The 19,375-nt window shown below is 69.1% G+C and carries 10 protein-coding genes; all 10 read left to right on the top strand.

Annotation, left to right across the window (positions count from 1 at the left end; genetic code table 11):
- The first annotated feature begins 3 nt into the window (after positions 1-3).
- The 10 genes from QRY02_RS19840 to QRY02_RS19795 are packed head-to-tail and all read left to right on the top strand — an operon-like array spanning position 4 to position 18,960.
- Positions 4-3,237, top strand: coding sequence for a non-ribosomal peptide synthetase (locus QRY02_RS19840; RefSeq protein ID WP_285993018.1), 3,234 nt, complete (start codon positions 4-6; stop codon positions 3,235-3,237).
- A gap of 51 nt (positions 3,238-3,288) precedes the next feature.
- Positions 3,289-10,464 (top strand): non-ribosomal peptide synthetase, encoded by a 7,176-nt coding sequence (locus QRY02_RS19835; protein ID WP_285993017.1) that lies wholly within the window; start codon positions 3,289-3,291, stop codon positions 10,462-10,464.
- Positions 10,461-11,741, top strand: a complete 1,281-nt coding sequence (locus tag QRY02_RS19830) for an MFS transporter (RefSeq protein ID WP_285993016.1) — start codon at positions 10,461-10,463, stop codon at positions 11,739-11,741. Before QRY02_RS19835 ends, QRY02_RS19830 begins: the two co-directional genes overlap by 4 nt.
- A 30-nt stretch (positions 11,742-11,771) precedes the next feature.
- Entirely contained in the window at positions 11,772-12,749 is a 978-nt protein-coding gene (locus QRY02_RS19825) for a TauD/TfdA family dioxygenase (RefSeq protein WP_285993015.1), read from the top strand.
- A 48-nt stretch (positions 12,750-12,797) separates the two neighbouring features.
- Positions 12,798-13,982 carry a LeuA family protein gene (locus QRY02_RS19820; protein ID WP_285993014.1) on the top strand — a complete coding sequence of 395 codons (1,185 nt, stop codon included), beginning with the start codon at positions 12,798-12,800 and terminating at the stop codon, positions 13,980-13,982.
- Positions 13,979-15,391 (top strand): 3-isopropylmalate dehydratase large subunit, encoded by a 1,413-nt coding sequence (leuC, locus tag QRY02_RS19815; protein WP_285993013.1) that lies wholly within the window; start codon positions 13,979-13,981, stop codon positions 15,389-15,391. Before QRY02_RS19820 ends, leuC begins: the two co-directional genes overlap by 4 nt.
- Positions 15,388-15,990 carry a 3-isopropylmalate dehydratase small subunit gene (leuD, locus tag QRY02_RS19810; RefSeq protein WP_285993012.1) on the top strand — a complete coding sequence of 201 codons (603 nt, stop codon included), beginning with the start codon at positions 15,388-15,390 and terminating at the stop codon, positions 15,988-15,990. Before leuC ends, leuD begins: the two co-directional genes overlap by 4 nt.
- Before the next feature lie 17 nt (positions 15,991-16,007).
- Positions 16,008-17,168 (top strand): pyridoxal phosphate-dependent aminotransferase, encoded by a 1,161-nt coding sequence (locus QRY02_RS19805; protein WP_285993011.1) that lies wholly within the window; start codon positions 16,008-16,010, stop codon positions 17,166-17,168.
- Entirely contained in the window at positions 17,165-18,196 is a 1,032-nt protein-coding gene (locus QRY02_RS19800; protein WP_285993010.1) for an isocitrate/isopropylmalate dehydrogenase family protein, read from the top strand. Before QRY02_RS19805 ends, QRY02_RS19800 begins: the two co-directional genes overlap by 4 nt.
- Before the next feature lie 17 nt (positions 18,197-18,213).
- Entirely contained in the window at positions 18,214-18,960 is a 747-nt protein-coding gene (locus tag QRY02_RS19795; RefSeq protein WP_285993009.1) for an aspartyl/asparaginyl beta-hydroxylase domain-containing protein, read from the top strand.
- The last annotated feature ends 415 nt before the right edge of the window (positions 18,961-19,375 follow it).

Raw genomic sequence — 19,375 nt, 5'->3', positions numbered from 1 at the left:
GCCATGAACTCTGACATGAAACCGGATCTCGCTGCGCTACGGCGAGAGGAACTCGTCCGCCGGATCGCGGCCATCCGCGGCGTGGGGCGGCACAGCATTACCAAGGTCCCCAGGGACAGGTCGCTGCCGGCGTCGTTCGCGCAAGAACGGCTGTGGTTCGTCGACACACTGGGCTCGACGCGGCGCGGCGAGTACGGCATCAACCGGATATGGCGGGTGACCGGTGTGCTCGACGTCGACGCCTTCGGCCAGGCGGTGCACGACGTCGTGGCGCGCCACGAACCCCTGCGCACCGCGTTCGCCGAAGAGGACGGGCGACTCGTCCAGCACGTGCTTAGCGGGGTGGACGCGCTGGTGGACGTCATAGACCTGACCCGGTTCGACGGTGAGACTTGGGTGGCGGAGGCGAACCGCCAGGCCGAGGCGATCGCGAACCGGCCGTTCGACCTGGCGAGCGGGCGCCTGCTGCGGGTGGCGATCTGGGCCCACGGCGACGCCGATCACCTCGTCATGGTGAACGTCCACCACGTGGCCTTCGACGGCCCGTCAGTGGAGATCCTGCTCCGCGAACTCGCCGCGTGCTACGAGGCGAGATCCGCCGGACGCACGCCAGCCTTGCCCGAGCTGGCCGTACAGTACGCCGACTTCGCCGCATGGCAGCGCAACTGGCTGTCCGGCGCGACCGTGGACGGCCTGGTCGCGTACTGGCGTGACCGGCTGGCCGGACTCACCGAACTCGCCTTGCCCCTCGACTTCGCCAGGCCGCCGGTGTGGTCGGGCCGGGGACGGGCCGAGGAGTTCACCTTCGGGCCCACGGTGACCGAACAGGTGGCCGCGCTCGGCCGCAGACACGGCACCACGCAATTCATGACCCTGCTGGCCGCCTTCTATGCGACGTTGGCGCCCTACTGCGGCCAACGGGACGTGGCGGTCGGGACGACGGTGGCCGGTCGCGGCCGTCCGGAGACCGACGGGATGATCGGATTCTTCGGCAACACTGTGGTGCTGCGTGCCGACCTGTCCGGTGATCCGACGTTCTTGGAAGTGCTGGAGCGAACGCGGGCGCTGACACTCGACGCGTTCGACCACCAGGACCTCCCCTTCGACAAGGTGATCGACGCCGTTCGCCCCAGCCGGGACCTGAGCCGCAACCCGCTGGTGCAGACCGTGTTCGTCTTCGACGATGACACCGGTTCCGGCGACCTGCGGCTGGGCGAGGCCGTCGGCGTGCCGGCCGACCGGCAGTCGCGGGTCGCCAAGTTCGACCTGTCGTGCACTGTGACCAGCGACGGCGACACGCTGCGCTGCTGCCTCGACTACGGGGTCGACCTGTTCGACCCAGGAACGATCCGCAGTCTCGGTGCGCTGTTCGCCAGGGTGGTCGAGCAGGTTGTCGCCCGTCCGGACATGCGGTTGAGCGAACTCGACCTCGTCGGTCCCCACGACCACCGGACGCCGGCCACCGAGGTGGTGAGGTGGCCGAACACCTCGGTGCCGGTCATGATCTTCGAACAGGCGGCGCGCACACCCGCGCAGATCGCTGTCGTCTGCGATGGTGATCACCTGACCTACCGCGAATTGGTCGAGCGGTCGCGGTCGTTGGCGGCACGTCTGCGAACTGCCGGGGTCGGCCCGGAGTCAAGGGTGGGCACGTGCCTCGGCCGGGGTGTGGATGCGGTCGTCGGGATGCTCGGCGTGTGGTTCGCCGGTGGTGTCCACGTGCCGCTGGATCCCGAATACCCGGTCGACCGGCTGCGGTTCATGGTCGAGGACTCGGCCGCTGTGGTCGTGATCACCGAGGCCGACGGTGTCGGAGCACGGCTCGGTGTATCCACGGTGTCCCCCCACGGGGACCGTGTGCCGGCGTTCGAGTTCACGCCACCGGCGGGGAATTCGCTGGCGTACGTGATCTACACCTCCGGCTCCACGGGCCGTCCCAAGGGGGTCGCGGTCGAGCACCGGGCGCTCGCGTGCCACGTCGTGTCCGCCCGCGAGACGTTCGAGCTGACCGCCACCGATCGGGTCCTCTCGTTCTCCTCCTTCAGCTTCGACGCGTGTCTCGAACAGATCCTGCCTGTGCTGACCGTCGGTGGCCGGGTGGTCCTGCGCCCCGGGAAACTGTGGGCCCCGGACGAGATGGTCGCGACAATACAGGCGAACGGGGTTTCGGTGCTGGAGCTCGTGCCCGCGTATTGGGAGCAGTGGACAGCCGACCCAATGGCCGCGTTGTCGGCGAGGGAACTCGAGTCGGTGCGCCTGCTGGTCGTCGGGGGCGACGTCGTCTCTCGGACCGCACTGGCGGCCTGGCACCGGTTCATGCCGCACGTTCCGGTGGTGAACTCCTACGGCCCGACCGAAGGGACCATCGCGGCGTCGGCGTTCGTCGCGCACCGCCCGGTGGACCGCGCTCGCGTGCCGATCGGCCGTCCGCTCTTGGGGCGTGACCTCCACGTGCTCGACGAGTCCGGGAACCGGTTGCCGACCGGGGCGGTCGGCGAGTTGTACATCGGAGGCGCCGTGGCCCGGGGATACCTGGACCGCCCCGGGTTGACCGCCGAGCGGTTCGTGCCGGACCCGTTCGCGGGGGGTGGCCGGCGGCTGTACCGGTCCGGTGACCTGGTGCGTTGGTCGCCCACCGGCGAGCTGGAGTTCTTCGGCCGCGTCGACCACCAGGTGAAGATCCGCGGGTTCCGTGTCGAACTGGGCGAGATCGAGGACGCGCTCGGGCGGCATCCGGGGGTGGCGACGGGGGTCGCGGTCGCCGCGGAACAGGGAGTGGTCGCCTACGCCGTTCCCCTTGGGGGGCAACAGCCCTCGGTCACCGAGCTGCGCCAGTTCCTGAAAACGAGGCTGCCGGGGTACATGGTGCCCGCGGTGATCATGGTGGTCCCCGAGCTGCCCCGGTTGTCCAGCGGCAAGGTCGACCGGGCAGCCCTGCCGGAACCGGAGTCGGCCGCCACCGGGGAGTCCGTACCGCCGCGGACCGAGGCCGAGCAGGCCATGTCCGAGATCTGGGCGGCTCTGCTGCGCCTCGAGCACGTCGGTGTGCACGACAATTTCTTCGATCTGGGTGGGCATTCCCTCACGGCCACCGTGCTCGCCGGCCGGATCTCCGCGCTGGCGGACCGGAAGGTGCACGTCAGTGTCGTATTCGATCACCCGACGGTGGCTTCGCTGACGCAGTGGATCGAAGACGAGCTGATGCACGAACTGACGGACGTCACCTCCGTCGGCTGAGGCCCGAACGACCCGAACCTGATGCCGTGCTCCCGGCGGGATGGAAACGACGTGCTCGAAAAGCAGGAATCACGTGACGCTGCGAGGCAGCTGCTCGCCGAACGGCTGCGCCGGTCACCGGCGGAGGCCCCCGCTATCCCGCGCCGCCCGGTAGGTCAGGACCTGCCGCCGTCCGCAGGGCAGCAGCGGTTGTACTTCCTCAGCCAATTCGGACTCGACCCGCTCGAGTACGCAATGCCCTTCGCGTGGATGATCACCGGTCCGATCGACGTGCCGGCGCTGCGCCATGCCTACGCAGACCTGGTCGACCGGCACGACTCACTGCGGACGACCTTCGTCGTGGGGCCGGACGGGCTCGTGGCCCGCGTCCACCCGGAGGTCGCCTCCCCACTCGCCGAGATCGACGCCGGTCCGGACTGGGAGCAGGTGCTGGCCGAGGAGATCCGCAGACCATTCGACATGGAACGTGGCCCGCTGATCCGGGCGGCGTTGCTCGGCGTACGACCGGACACGCACGTGCTGCTGCTGAGCATGCATCACGTCGTCGCGGACGGGCAGTCGGTACAGGTCCTGGTCGACGACTTCAGGCGGCTCTACGGAAGCCACCTCGCCGGTGAGACGGTAAACCTGCCCGCGCCGAAGCGGGACTATGCGGACTTCGCGCACTGGCAGCACAAGTGGCTCGACAGCGCCGACGCACACGCGGAAACCGAGTACTGGCGCGCCGCCCTGGACGGCCTCGTTCCGGTGGAGCTGCCCACCGACCGGGGAAGGCCGACGACCCGGTCGGCCGCTGGCGGGGAACGACGGCTTCACCTGCCCGCGGCGCTCACCGAGCGGATCGTCCGGACCGGACGCGCCCGCGGCACCACCCTCTTCATGACCTTGCTGGCGATCTACCAGGCGGTTCTGGCCCGCTGCAGCGGCCAGGAGGACGTGGCCGTCGGCACGCCGGTCGCCGGAAGGACACGAGAGGAGACCGAACGCCTTGTCGGGTTCTTCGTCAACACCGTGGTGCTCCGCACGGACCTCGCGGGTGACCCGACCTTCGACGAGGTGCTCGCCCGGGTGAGGACGACCGCGCTCGACGCGTTCGACCACCAGGCCCTGCCGTTCGACCGGCTGGTGGAGGCGGTGCGCCCGGAGCGGGACTTGAGCCGCAACCCGCTGGTCCAGGTGATGTTCGTCCTGGAGGAGTCCTCGGCCGAAGAACTTCGGCTCGGAATGGCCACCGGCCGGCCCGTCGACGTCGACCTGAGGGTGGCGAAGTTCGACCTCACACTGACCGTGAGCCGGACCGAGGACGGGCTGGACTGTTCCTTCGTCTACTCCACGGACCTGTTCGACGAGGCCACCATCACTTCGTTCGCGCACGCCTTCCGGCGCGCGGCCGAGCAGGTCACCGAGCAGCCCGAGCTGCGGCTCAGCCGGCTCGACCTGCTCGACGAACGGGTCAGGCACCACCTGGTCGCCGACTGGAACGAAGGCCGGCGCATCCCGGTCGACGCCACGGTCCACGAGCTGTTCCAGCAGCGTGCGGAGCGAACGCCCGACCACCCGGCGGTCGTGTGCGCGGACACGACCCTGACCTACCGGCAGCTCAACGAGAGGGCGAACCGGCTGGCCGGTCACCTCCTGCGGGGCGGAGTGGAAACCGAGGTCCGAGTGGGCCTGTGCCTCGGCCGGGGGGCTGACACGGTCGTCGCGATGCTCGCGGTGCTCAAGGCTGGCGGCGCGTACGTGCCCCTCGATCCCGAGTACCCCGCAGACCGGCTGGCCTTCATGGTGCGCGACGCCCGCGTGGCACTCGTCGTGACCGACACGGCATGCGCCGGCGTGGCGAACGCGCTCGGTGTCCCGACCGTGTGCCTCGACCGGGACGCCGCCGCGATCGCGGCCCGTCCGGCGGACAACCCGGCAGCGGCGGCGGATCCGGATTCGCTGGCCTACGTCATCTACACGTCCGGCTCGACCGGGCGGCCGAAGGCGGTCGGCGTCACGAACCGGAACGTGGCCAGGTTGTTCCCGGCCGCCGGGCAGCGGTTCGGGTTCGACGCCGCCGACACCTGGGTCTGCCTGCACTCGTTCGCGTTCGACTTCTCGGTGTGGGAATTGTACGGGCCGCTGACCACGGGCGGGACGGTCGTGCTGGCGAGCAGGGACATCGCCCGCGATCCCGCCGCCGTCCTGCGGTTGCTGCGTGACCACCGCGTCACCGTGCTGAACCAGACTCCTGCGGCCTTCACCGGTCTGCGAGCGCTCCTGACGCGGCCTGAGCATTTCGACGACCTCGCGCTGCGACTGGTCCTCCTCGGCGGCGACGCCGTCGACATCCGGGACTACCGGAACTGGGACGCGGTGGCCTCGGCGCGGCACGTCCAGCTGGTCAACATGTACGGCATCACCGAGACCACCGTGCATGTGACGAGCAAGCACATCGACGCAGCGGACTTCCGGCGGCCGCCGCGGTCACCGATCGGCCGTGCGCTGGGCGATCTCACCGCGCATGTGCTCGACCAGCACGGCGGGCTGGTTCCCGTCGGTGTCCCCGGGGAGCTGTACGTCGGAGGCGACGGTGTCGCACGGGGCTACCTCGGGCAGCCCGCGTTGACCGCGCAGCGGTTCGTCCCCGACCCGTTCGGTGCGCCCGGCAGCCGGCTGTACCGGACCGGTGACCTGGCGAAGTGGTCGTCCGCAGGTGAATTGGACTACCTCGGCCGGGCCGACCAGCAGGTCAAGATCCGTGGTTTCCGGATCGAACCGGGCGAGATCGAGGCTGTCCTGACCGGTGCGCCCGGTGCGTCCGGAAGTGTCGTACTGGTGGCCGACAAGGACGGTGTGAAGCGACTTGTCGCCTTCGTCGCCGCGGCACCCGGGGTCGACTCGACCGCCGTGACCGACCACGCGCGGCGACGGCTACCCGCGCACATGGTTCCCAGCGCGGTGCACGTGCTCGACGAGTTGCCGTTGACCGGCAACGGAAAAGTGGACAAGAAGGCCTTGCTGGCGATCGTGGGGCAGAACCCTTCGGTGCAGCAAAAAGCCTTCGTCGCGCCACGGACCGAGGCCGAGCGGGTGATGGCGGAGGTCTGGGCGGATGTCTTGGGCGTGCCCGTGGTCGGTGCCCACGATCGGTTCTTCGACCTCGGTGGAGATTCGATCGTCGCGTTGCGGCTCATCGGGTCGGCGAGCGCACGTGGTCTGCGGCTGACGATCCCGGACATCTTCAAAGCACGGGATCTGGCCGAGCTGGCCACGCTGGCTGTCCGTGAGGCGCCGGCCGGACAGCTCTCGGTGGCCCCCTTCGCATTGGTCGAGGCGGCCGACCGGGCCAAGGCGCTCGGCTTCGCGGACGCCTACCCGTTGACCGCGCTGCAGATGGGCATGCTGCACGAGTTGTCGATGTCCACGCATCGCCGGGCGTACCTCAACGTGACCTCCTTCCGGCTTTTCATTCCGGGCTTCGACCCAGTGGTGATGCAGCGTGCGACGGACCTGCTCGTGGCCAGGAACGAGGTGCTCCGGACATCGTTCGACTTCACCACGTTCAGCGAACCGCTCCAGCTCGTGCACCACACCGCCGCACTGCCGGTCGAGACAACGGATCTGCGGAAGCTTCCCGAGCCGGAGCGCGACGAGGCTTTGACGGGGCACTTCCACACAGAGCAGTCGGTGGATTTCGACCTGGCGATCCCGCCGCTGCTGCGACTGTCCGTGCACTGGATCGGCACGGACGAGATCCGGCTGACCATCACCGACTGCCACGCGATCCTCGACGGCTGGAGCCTTACGTCCCTCGTCGGTGACCTCGTCGACCTGCACAGCCGGCTGCTGTCCGGTGGTCCCGACGGCCCGCCACAGCCGCCTCTCCGGTTCGCGGACTTCGTCGCACTGGAACGCCGAGCGGTGCGGTCCGTGGAATCACGTGCGTACTGGGAGTCCGTGCTGGCGGCCACGCAGCCGGTCCGGTTCCGGCGCCTGGACGGCCAGCGCCCCCGGGAGGAGCACCACACCGGGGAGTTCCTCCGGGAGTTCCCCGAGTTGCAGGAGGGCATCGACCGGCTGGCCAGACTGGCCGGTGTGCCGCCGCGGACCGTGCTGCTGACCGCGTTCTACCGCCTCACCGGCCTGTTCGGCAGGGACGAGGAACCGTGGTCGATCGGGGTGGTGACGAACGGCCGCCCCGACGCACCGGGCGCCGACCAGATCCGGGGCCTTTTCCTCAACACCGTGCCGTTCGGTGTGCGATCCACCTGGCACAGCTGGCTGGACCTGGTCGACGCGGTGTTCCGCACCGAGCAGGACCTGCTGCCCCATCGCAGGTTCCCGCTCGCGCGGCTGCAGAGTGCGGGCCGTTCGCTGGTCGAGGCCGCGTTCAACTTCGTGGACTTCCACCGCCTGCCCGCAGAGGCCAAACAGGACTCCACGGAGTACGCGTGGACCAACTTCGCGTTGGCGTGCACCGCCGGCCGGGGCTGGGTGAGTATGGACGCCGACCCGGAGTTCGTCCCGGTCGAGACCTGCCGGCAACTGGCTGACCTGTACTGCGAAATCCTCCGGCTGATGGTGACCGACCCGTCGGCACCGGCACGGGTACCGCGCGTGCCGGCGGCGGTGCGTGACCAGCTGGCCGAATGGACAAGAGGACAGTCGTTCCCGGTGCAGCGGGAGTTCCTGCACGAGGTGGTGCTCCGGCAGGCGGCCGAACGCCCCGACGCGGTCGCGGTCGCGGCGGGAGATCAGCGGGTGACGTACCGCGAACTGGCGGGCCGGGCCGCCGCACTCGCCGCCCGCCTGCAGACCGAGGGGGCCGGGCCCGAGGTGGTTGTCGGAGTCTGCGCGGAACGCGGGATCGACCTGGTCGTGGCGTTCCTCGCCACCTTGATGTCCGGTGGGGTCTACCTCCCACTCGACGTCGCACTGCCGGTCGACCGGATGCGGTACGTCGTCGCCAACTCCGGCGCCGCGCTGATCGTCACGACGCCGGCGACCCGCCTGGCTGTGGCGAACCTCGGTGTGACGACCATCGACGTGCCCCAGGCCGGGGAACGCGCGCACCCGCCGGCCGCCGGTCTTGCCATGGCCAACGCCGCCTACCTGATCTACACGTCCGGCTCGACCGGGCGCCCGAAAGGCGTCTGCGTCCCGCACAGCTGCCTGACCAACTTCCTCCACGCGGAGCGGGACGTGCTGGCGCCACAGGACGACGACCGGGTGCTCCAGTTCGCCTCGGCGAGCTTCGACGCGTCGATCCTCGAGTTCGCGCTCGCCCTGGCCAACGGCGCGACCCTTTGCGTCGGCGCGGCACACGAGCTGATCCCCGGCGCACCGCTCGAACAGTTCGTCGACCGGGCCGGGGTCACCGTGATGGCGTTGCCGCCGACCGCGCTGGCGCTGCTGGACCCCGCCGAGGTCCCGACCGTGCGCCGGGTGATCGTCGGCGGCGAGTCGTGCACGGCCGATGTGGTGGCCGGATGGGCTGGGAAAGCCCACCTGCTCAACGGCTACGGCCCCACTGAGACCACCGTGTTCGTGACGGCCACTTCGTGCCCGCCGGTTCCGGGCCGGCCGGCCATCGGACGCCCGATCCGCAACACCCGCACGTACGTCCTCGATGCCGGCCTCGGCATGGTACCCGTGGGGGTACCCGGAGAACTCTACGTGGGCGGAGAAGGCGTCGCCCGCGGATACCTCGGAGTCGCCGCGCTCACTGCGGCCAGCTTCGTGCCGGATCCGTTCGGCCCGGCGGGTTCCCGGCTCTACCGCACCGGCGACCTGGTCCGCTGGCTACCGGACGGCACGCTCGACTTCCTCGGCAGGATCGGCCGGCAGATCAAGATCTGCGGCCAGCGGATCGAGATCGGCGAGATCGAGTCGGTGCTGCGCGAACACCCGTCGGTCCGTGCCGTCGTCGTGGTACTGCGCAACGACGAGGTCCGCGGTGAACACCTCGTCGCCTACGTGCAACCTGCCGACACCGGCACCGCCCCCGACCGGGCGGAGCTGCGGGCCGCGGCCGCGCGCAGGCTTCCCGCGAATACGGTTCCCGCGTTCTTCTTCGTGGTGCCGGAGATCCCGTCGACTACCAGCCACAAGGTCGACTATCAGGCGCTCGCCGCTATCGAGGTGACCGACGCCGGTTCCGTGGGCACCCAGGAGGAACCGGCCACGGCCACCGAACGATCCATCGCCGACATCTGGAAGATGCTGCTGCGGGTGAAAACCGTGAGCAGAAACGACAGTTTCTACGACATCGGCGGGAACTCGTTGATGACCGTCAGGTTCGTAGCCGCCGCGTCGGAGGCCGGCCTGCACACCACCGTGCGTGCATTGCTGGAGGCGCCTTCGCTGGCCGAACTGGCCGGGCAGATCGATCGGGACACGTCCACCGGATCCACCGAGCACACCTCACAAGTGGTACTGCGAAAAGGTGACGACCGCGAACGCGCCGTGTACTGCGTCCACCCCAGCGGGGGGAGCGTCACGTGGTACCGGGAACTGGCCGCAGCAGTCCGTCCCGGGATACCGGTGATCGGGATCCAGGCGTACGGCATGGACGGGGGAACCGACCCGGACTCGGTGGCGGACCTGGCCGCCGCCTACACCCGGGATGTGCTGGCCCACGATCCCCGCCCGCCGCTGGCCGTGGTGGGCTGGTCGGCAGGCGGCAACGTCGCGATCGAGATCGGCCGCCAGCTCGCCGGCGCCGGCCGGGCACCCGACTCGCTGATCCTGCTGGAGCCATGGGCACCGAGCCCGGCCGGTAGGCAAACGCTGGCCACCACGGTGGCCGGGCTTCGTGCGGCACAGGTCGTCCAGGAGAGACTTCGCACCGGGCAGCTGCCGGAGAACGACCGTGCGCGGCTGCGTGCGGAACTCGCGGACAAACTCCTTGCCGCCGACGTCATCCCGGACGAGGCGGAACTGCTGGACAGCGCACCGATCCGCATGTGGGCGGCGCTGCTCAACGGGCTGGCCGGCTACCGGCTCGAACCGTACCCCGGTGCCATCAGCCTCGTGGTCGCCGACGAGATGGCGATGACCCCACCGGCCGACCGCACGCCGGACATGTGCGCCGGCTACGACGACTACTTGCGGATGTGGGGTGATCTGGCGGGTGGGGGGCTGACCGTCCACCGCGTCGCGGGAACCCACCGGTCCATGCTGACCGGGCGGGCCGTGCACGGCACTGCCGAGCTGATCAACGACCGGACGGCAGTGCGATGAGCGACGTGACACAGGCACGGTCTCCGACCGGCTCCGGCCGGATGCTGCCAGTGCTGCGGCAGCGGTCCTTCCAACGGCTGCTGGCCGGACAGTGCCTGTCGTTCCTCGGCGACGGGATCAGCGTCATCGCGTTCGCGTGGGTCACCATCCAGCTCACCGGATCGACGGTCGCGTTGGGCACCGTGCTGGCCGCACAGGCCATCCCGCGGGCCGCGCTGACCGCCGTCGGAGGAGTACTGAGCGACCGGATGTCACCACGTCTGCTCATGGTGTTGTCCAGCGGGGCCCGGGCCGTACTGATGACCGGCGTCGGCGGACTAAGCACCGCGGGGGCGCTGTCGTTCACCTGGTTGATCGTGCTGGCCGCGTCGTTCGGCGTGGTCGACGGGTTCTTCCAGCCGGCCCGCGGCGCGATCCTCCCGTCCGTGGTGGACACGCAGCACTTCGAGGCGGCCAACGGCATGTTGCTGGCCGGGTCCCGGCTCGCCGGGATCGGCGGCCCGGCCCTCGGCGGGATCCTGGTGGCGTCCGCCGGTACGACGGTGGCGTTCTTCACGGACGCTGCGTGCCTGGTGCTCTGCACAGTCGCGGTCGCCTTGGTCAAGCCACGCGAGTCCGAAGCGGGCCGGCAGCTCGAACGGTCCGACGACCGCAGCCGTCCACGCGGGTGGATCACGCGGTTCGGGCGGGACCTGCGGGAGGGCGCCCGTTACGCGTGGGCCGATCCGCGCATCCGGACGATGTTGCTGGTCGACACGGTGGTGACCTTCTGCTACGCCGGTCCGTTCGCGGTCGGGTTCGTGGCACTGGCCCGTGAACGGTTCGGTGGTAGCGCGTCGGCCCTGGGTTTCCTGGACGCCGGGCTCGCCTTCGGTGCGGTGGGTGGATCGTTGCTCGCCGCCCGGGTGCGGCGGTCCGCCCGGCTCGGCCTCCTGGTGGTGGGCCTCGTGCTGACGGTGTCCGCGGGGTGCGGTGTGCTCGCGGTCGTGGCCGGTGTCGTGCCGGCCGTGGCGACCGCGATGGTGATCGGGTTCGCCATCGGCTTCCAGGGCGTGTTCGCGGCGAGCTGGATCCAGCGATCCATCGCGCCCAACCTGATCGGCCGGGTCGTCTCGCTGGACATGACGGCGGGATACGCGATCACGCCCCTGTCGATGTTGCTCGCCGGTGCGCTGGCCGGACAGCACCTGACCACTTTGTTCCTCCTCACGGCCGCGGTTCTCGCGGTCACCGGCGCCGGTGCCCTGCTGTCCGGGTCCGTCCGGTCCATGCGCTGACCATCCTTCCTCTTCGAAAGTGGGGCAAACATGAACGTAGCTGACCTGTCTCTCACACCGGCCGCGAGCGGCGCCACGTTGCCGCTGGTCATCTCGCCACGGGAAACCGGCGGGAAATTGGCCGGGCTGGTCGGGCTCGGCGACTTCCTCAACGAGAAGATCCACCTGCACGGAGCGGTGCTGCTGCGGGGGTTCGGGCCGCACGAGACCGCCGAGTTCGAGTCGTTCGTCCGCGAGCTCGACGGTGAACCGCTCGACTACACCGAGCGTTCGTCGCCACGGTCCGTTGTGGATGGAAAGGTCTACACGTCGACCAGCTACCCGGCCGACATGGAGATCTTCATGCACAACGAACAGTCCTACAACCTGAACTTCCCGCAGCGGCTGTTCTTCATGTGCGTGACCCCGCCGCCTGCCGGCGGGGAAACCCTGCTCGCCGACTCGCGGCGCGTGCTCGCCCGGCTGGATCCCGAGGTGGTACGCCGATTCGAAAAGGACGGTTATCTGCTCGTCCGCAACTACCGGCCGGGTCTCGGGCTGCCGTGGAGCGAGGTCTTCGGCACCGACGACCGCGACGAGGTCACCGCGTACTGCCACAGCAGGGACATCTCCGTGGAGTGGACGGCCGACGGGCTACGGACGACCCAACGGCGGGACGTCATCGCCACCCACCCGGTCACCGGCGAGTCCAGCTGGTTCAACCACGCCACCTTCTTCCACGTCACGACGCTCGACCCGGAGATGGCCGACGTGCTGGTCGAGGGGTACGGCGCCGACGGCGTGCCGACCAACACCTGCTACGGCGACGGTTCGCCGATCGACGACACCACCGTGGCTCACCTGCGCGACGCCTACCGGCAAGAGACGACCGGAGAACGCTGGGAGGCCGGGGACGTGCTGATCGTGGACAACGTGCTGGCGTCACACGGGCGGGCCGCCTACACGCCGCCCCGCTGGATTGTGTTGGCCATGGCCAAAGCGGGCCAGTGGGGGCCTGTGGCGGGCTGAAGCGCCGGACCACAGCCAAATCAACGAAAAGCTGAGGACAGAATGGCAATGGACAACACTTCCGGAGGACCGCGTCGGATCTCCTTCTTCGACACGACACTGCGAGACGGCGAGCAGGCACCCGGCAACGGGATGCGGCCGGAACAGAAGCTACGACTGGGGCTGTTGGTGGAGGGCCTCGGTGCGGACATCATCGAAACCGGGTTCCCGGCGTCTTCGCCGAGTGACTACAAGGCCACCGAGCTGCTGTCCCGGCACCTGACCACGGCCCGGTTCGCGACCTTCGTCCGGGCCGTGCGCGCGGACGTCGAGGCCGCCGTCCAGGCCGGTGGAGTGCGCAATCACCAGATCCAGGTGCTGGCCACCGGCAGCGAGATCCATTTGCGGCACAAGCGGGGGATCACCCGCGCGGAGGCGGAGCGGGAGGTGGCCGACACGATCCGGTTCGCCCGGGACCTCGGGATCACGGACGTGTCCGTCGCGGTGGAGGACGCCACCCGAGGCTCGGACGACCTGGTGCACAGCCTCGTGGACGTCGTACTGGAGGCAGGCGCCACCACGGTCGCCATCGGCGACACGTGCGGGTGTCTGCTGCCCGCGGAGTTCGGTGCGTTGATCGCAAAGGTCCGGGCATGGGCGCCTCGGCCAATCGTGGTGGCCACGCACTGCCACGACGATTTCGGGCTCGCGGTGGCCAACTCGCTGGCCGGTGTGGAAGCCGGTGCGGACGAGGTGCAGGCGACCCTCGGCGGGATCGGTGAGCGGGCCGGGAACGCCTCACTGGAGGAGGTCGTCGCGGCGCTCGTGTACAAGGGCGGCCTGCTGGGCGTACGCACGGACGTGCGACCGGAACGGCTGTACCCCGCATACCGGGAACTGGCCGAGACGATCGGGTTGCCGCGGGTGCGGAACAAGGCCGTGGTCGGTGACAACGCGTTCGCCACCCAGGCGGGAATTCACCAGGCCGGGATCCTGCGCGACCCGTCGACCTACGAGTACCTGGAACCCGCGGTATTCGGCCGGCAGCGGCAACTGGTGGTCGGCCGGCATTCCGGTCGCGCGATCCTGCGGCACCTGCTCGACCAGGTGGGGAAAGACCCGGACGACGCACTGGTCGACGAGCTCTACGAGCACTACGTGGCCGGTCGCGAAAACGGCCACTGCGACGACCTGGAAACCGTGAAACAGCAGCTGGTGGAACGCTTCGCGCACGAAGTGGTGACAGCGCGATGACAGGTTCCCGCACGCTCGCCGAGAAGCTTTGGCTCAGCCACGTCATCCACCGGGACGACGGCCAGCCCGACCTGCTGTACGTGGACCTGCACCTCGTGCACGAGGCGACCTCTTCGCAGGCGTTCGACGGACTGCGGGCCCGGTCCCGGCGGGTCCGGCGGCCGGATCTGACGCTCGCGGTCGAGGATCACAACGTGCCCACCGACTCGTTGGTGATCAAGGACCCGGTGAGCGCCCTCCAGGTGGGCATGGTGCGGCGCAACTGTGCCGAACACGGCATCCGGCTGTTGCGGCACGGTGAACGCGGCCAAGGCATCGTGCACGTGGTCGGTCCCGAACTCGGTGCGGTGCAGCCGGGGATGACGGTGTTGTGCGGCGACAGTCACACCTCGACTCACGGTGCGTTTGGGGCGCTCGCGTTCGGCATCGGCACCAGCGACGTCGAGCACGTCCTGGCCACGCAGACGTTGGAGATCGCCCGGCCGGGAACGATGCTGATCGAGTTCACCGGGGACCTGCCGTCCGGGGTCGGCGCGAAGGACATGGCACTGGCGATGATCCGGCAGATCGGGACCAACGGCGGGCAGGGCCACATCATCGAGTACGCCGGTGCGGCGGTGCGCGGGCTGTCGATGGAGAGCCGGATGACGCTGTCCAACATGAGTGTCGAGGCCGGTGCCCGAGCGGGGGTAATCGCACCCGACGACACGACACTGGACTACCTGGACGGCAAGGAGCACGCCCCGAGCGGACCCGCGTGGGAGGACGCGGTCACCCACTGGCGCACGCTGAGGACCGACGAGGGTGCCGTCTTCGATCGAACGGTCACGGTGGACGTGAGCTCGCTCAGGCCGTTCGTGACGTGGGGAACCAACCCGGGTGAGGCAGTCCGGCTCGACGAGGCCGTGCCCGACCCGAGTTCGTTCGAAGACCCGCACCGCAGGGCCGCGGCAGAACGATCACTGGACTACATGGGACTCACACCGGGCACGGCCGTTCGTGACCTGGAGATCGACGTGGTGTTCCTCGGTTCCTGCACGAACGGCCGGATCCAGGACCTGCGTGAGGCGGCCGAGGTCATGCGCGGCCGCCGGGTGGCCGACGGTGTCCGGATGCTGGTCGTTCCCGGTTCGATGGCGGTCCGCGAGCAGGCGACGCAGGAGGGGCTCGCCGACGTCTTCCGGTCGGCCGGCGCCGAGTGGCGGCTGCCCGGGTGCTCGATGTGCCTCGGCATGAACTCGGATCGCCTGCGCCGCGAAGAACGCTGTGCGTCCACGTCAAATCGGAACTACCAGGGAAGGCAGGGGCCGGGTGCGCGTACGCATCTGGTTTCGCCGTCCGTCGCGGCCGCGACGGCCGTCACTGGCAGGCTCACCGCGTCGGCCGATCTGCCAGGGGAGCCCGGATGAACAAGTTGACGGTCCACTCCGGTCACGCGGTCGTGTTGCGGCGCAGTGACGTGGACACCGACCAGATCATCCCGGCCGACTACTGCCGACTGACCGGCCGGACCGGTTTCGTCGCAGGACTGTTCGCGCGTTGGCGGTCCGAGCCCGGGTTCGTGCTCAACGAACCCACCGCCGCGCAGGCGACGGTCCTGCTGGCCGGTCCGCAGTTCGGTACCGGGAGTTCTCGCGAGCACGCGGTCTGGGCGCTGCGGGAATGGGGATTCCAGGCGGTCATCGCGCCGTCCTTCGGCGACATCTTCCGGCGTAACGCGCTGAAGAACGGCCTGCTGGTGGTGGCGCAACCGCCGGAGGTCGTCGACGAACTGATGGCGGCCACCGAGGGGCACGGGCCCGAGATCACCGTCGACCTCGTGTCGCGGCAGATCGGGATGCTCGACCGGACCTGGCCGTTCCAGATCGAGGAACGCGCCCGTTGGCTCCTGCTCAACGGGTACGACGACATCGAGGTCACGCTGCGGGACGAACCACGCATTGCGGCCCACGAAAAGAAACGGCGCTCTTGGCTGCCGGTCATCCGCGCCCAGTCGGTGTCGTCGTGACCAGGAGCGCCGTTCGCGTGGTCGCCGCCGATCGGAGCCGGAACGTGCCGCCCGGCGGCCTGGCCGCCCTGCTGAACACCGCCCGTGAACACGGCGCGGTCGACCTGGCCGTGGGCACTCCCCGCTGGCCCGAGCCCGATCCCGAGTTGATCGAGCACGCCTGTGCCGCCCTCCGCGCAGGGCACAACCAGTACGAACACCCGGATGGCAACGTCGAGCTGCGCACCCGGCTCGCCGAGTCGCTCGGCACACCGGGAATCGCCCCAGACCCGTTGACCGAACTGACGGTTGTGGTCGGTGGCACCGAGGGGCTTGCTGTTGCCCTGCTGTCTGTCGTGGACCCCGGTGACGAGGTTGTCGTGCTCGAGCCGTGCTATGAGGGTTTTCTCGGCGCCATCGCGCTCGCGGGCGGGCGCCCCAGGCTCGTGCGCACCTCGCCATCCGGCTGGGGGGTCGACCTGGAGGCCCTCGCCGCCGCGTTCGGTCCCCGGACGAAGGCGATCGTGCTCAACAGCCCGGGCAACCCGGCTGGGCATGTGCTGAGCCGGCAGGAGCTGGACGCGGTCGCGGACCTCTGCGAGCGGTGGAACGTCACGGTAGTGGCAGACGAGGTGTACTCCGCCTACGTCTACGGCGATCAGCCGCACGTGTCCGTCGCAGACGTGCCGGGCTTGACCGAGCGCAGCATTGTGATCGGCAGCCTGTCCAAGAGCCACGCCATCAGCGGCTGGCGGATGGGATTTCTGCGCGCGAACAGCGCGTTGACCGCGGTGCTGCGGAAAGTCCACATCGCGACCACAGCCGGTGCGCCGGCACCGTTCCAGCATGCCGTCGCCCGGGCCGGGATCCTGGGAACGGACCGATGGCGACCTGCCGAGCAAATGCGACGTCATCGAGACCGTGCCGTCGCGATCTTCACCGGGATCGGGTTGCGGTGCGCGGTGCCGGATGGCGGGTGCTACCTGATGGCCGACATCACCGCCGTGACCGAAGAAGGCTCCGACGAGTTCGCCCGGCGGTTGGTCACGGGTGGTGGTGTGGCGGTGGTCCCCGGTGGCTTTTTCTTCGGTGACCCGCGGGATGGGACCCGATTCGTCCGGATCGCTTTCAACCGTCCTGACGAGACCTTCGACGAGGTCGAGCGCAGGCTGGCGCGATCGCCGCGGAGGTGGTCATGAGCGGCTCGATCGCGGTGATCCCCGGCGACGGGATCGGCCCGGAGGTCGTCGAGGCGGGGCTGTTCCTTTTGGGTGCCATGGGCCTCGGGTTCTCGGTCGACATCCTCGATCACGTCAACGCCGAACGGTTCCTGGCGACCGGTGTGTCGATGAGCGACGACGACATGGCCAGGGTGCATGCCGCAACCTGTGTCCTACTGGGTGCGGTGGGTGACCCCCGGGTCGGCGATCCCGCCTACGCGCGAGGCGTTCTGCTACGCCTCCGGTCCGAATTGGACCTGTACGTCAACCACAGACCAGCCGTGTTGCTCGACGATCGGCTCAGCCCGTTGCGAGATCCGGCCCGGCGAGCGATCGACTGCGTCGTGGTCCGCGAGAACACCGAAGGCATCTACGTGGGATCAGGAGGGACGTTGCGGCACTCATCGCCGCATGAAGTTTCGGTGGACAACGATATCAGCACGCGGTTCGGCGTTTCGAGGGTGTTGCGCTATGCGTTCTCCGTCGCCCGCCGGTCGGTTTGCATGGTCGACAAAGCGAACGCGATCCCGTTCGGCGGCGGGCTGTGGCAACGTTGCTACGCGGAAGAAGCGGCGGCATATCCGGATCTGGAACGCACGCACCTGTACGTCGATGCCGCGGCGATGAAGCTCGTGCACGACCCGACGGCGTTCGACGTGATCGTTACGAACAACCTGTTCGGCGACGTTCTCAGCGACCTGACTGCCCAGCTCGCCGGAGGACTGGGTATGGCTGCGTCAGCGAACCTCAACCCTGAGACGGGAAAGGGCCTGTTCGAGCCGGTGCACGGAAGCGCACCGGACATCGCCGGCCGGAATGTCGCGAATCCGTTCGGCATCGTGCTGTCCATCGCGCTGATGCTCGACCACCTCGGTCACACCGTCGAAGCCGAAGCGGTCCGCGTCGCCGTGCGCTCGGCCGTTCGCAGTGGCCGGTGCACTCCGGACCTCGGCGGCGACCTGTCGACGAAAGACGCGGTCGTGTCGGTCGTCGCCGAACTCCACTGAACCGGAAGGAATGAAACGTGACACCGGAGATCGACGACGCCTTCGACAGGATCAGGGACGTCTACGGCGCCGGCTCCCTCGACAGGATCGAAGAGATGCTCCATGCCAACAAGAAATCGTGTCATCCCCTTCAGTCCGGAGCCAGGTGGCTGCTCCCCGGGATCACCCAGAAGCCATGGCACGACCCGTACAAGCACTCGGAGATCGCGCCGCTCGTGCACGCATTCCAGGCCAACCACGCCGTGATCAAGAACGAGGTCGGGCAAGTCTGGCAGCGGCGCAGGGAGAAGTTCGCCGACTACGAGCACTACCTCACGCGTCAGGAAAACTGGCAGGCGTTGTACCTCTACCGCGATCGCGGGCTGGCGGCCGACGCGCGTGCGGTCATCCCGACGGCGGTCCGTGTGCTCGACGACCGTGCGGTCGCCACGGACTTGGTCTGCCCTTTGTTGGAAAGCCACCTGTCGACACTGTTGCCCGGCGCGGAGATCAAGCCACACTGTGACTTGTGGAACTTCAGCATCAACCTGCACTTCGCCATCGACATTCCGCCGAACTGCGGGATAAGGGTGGCAGGTGAGACCCGGCAATGGGACGAAGGCCAGTGCCTGCTGTTCGACTACTCGTTCGAACACGAAGCGTGGAATCACGGTACGCGCCCACGCACATGTCTGCTGGTCGACCTGTGGCACCCGGAGACAACGCTCGCCGAACGCGAGGCGCTGGACACCCTGATCACGGAAATTCGTTCGACCATGGCCTGAAAGCGGCCGCGACCCCGACGCCGCGAGCGGTCAGCAGCTCGCCGGCCGATTTCCCGGTGACTTCACCGACAGCTGGTCCGGCGATGTTGCTGGCGATCGCGTGGCCCGGCAGTGTCCAGATGAAGCCTAGACAGTAGCCCGTCGCGGGGACATGCCGGGCGGAGGCCGTCGAGGTGACGTGGCGGTCTGCACGTGTCGGCGGGGGTCACGACCCATTCGGCGCGGTGGCCCGACCGGTCAACGCGGCGTTGGGTGGCCGCCCAAATGAGCCGGCTTGGGAGCCGGGATGGGTCCAGGGTGGAGTTGTTCGCGCTGATCCGGCGGGATGCCGGGTCGAGGGGCTCTCGGTTCGGGCGCTGGCTGAGCGGCATGCGGGGTGCACCTCAGGACGGTGCGCCAGGCGTTGGGGCCGCGG

It is taken from the genome of Amycolatopsis sp. DG1A-15b (assembly GCF_030285645.1).
Lineage (GTDB): Bacteria > Actinomycetota > Actinomycetes > Mycobacteriales > Pseudonocardiaceae > Amycolatopsis.
The sequence above is the reverse complement of the archived record's forward strand: the minus strand, read 5'-3'. Positions and strand labels throughout refer to the sequence as shown.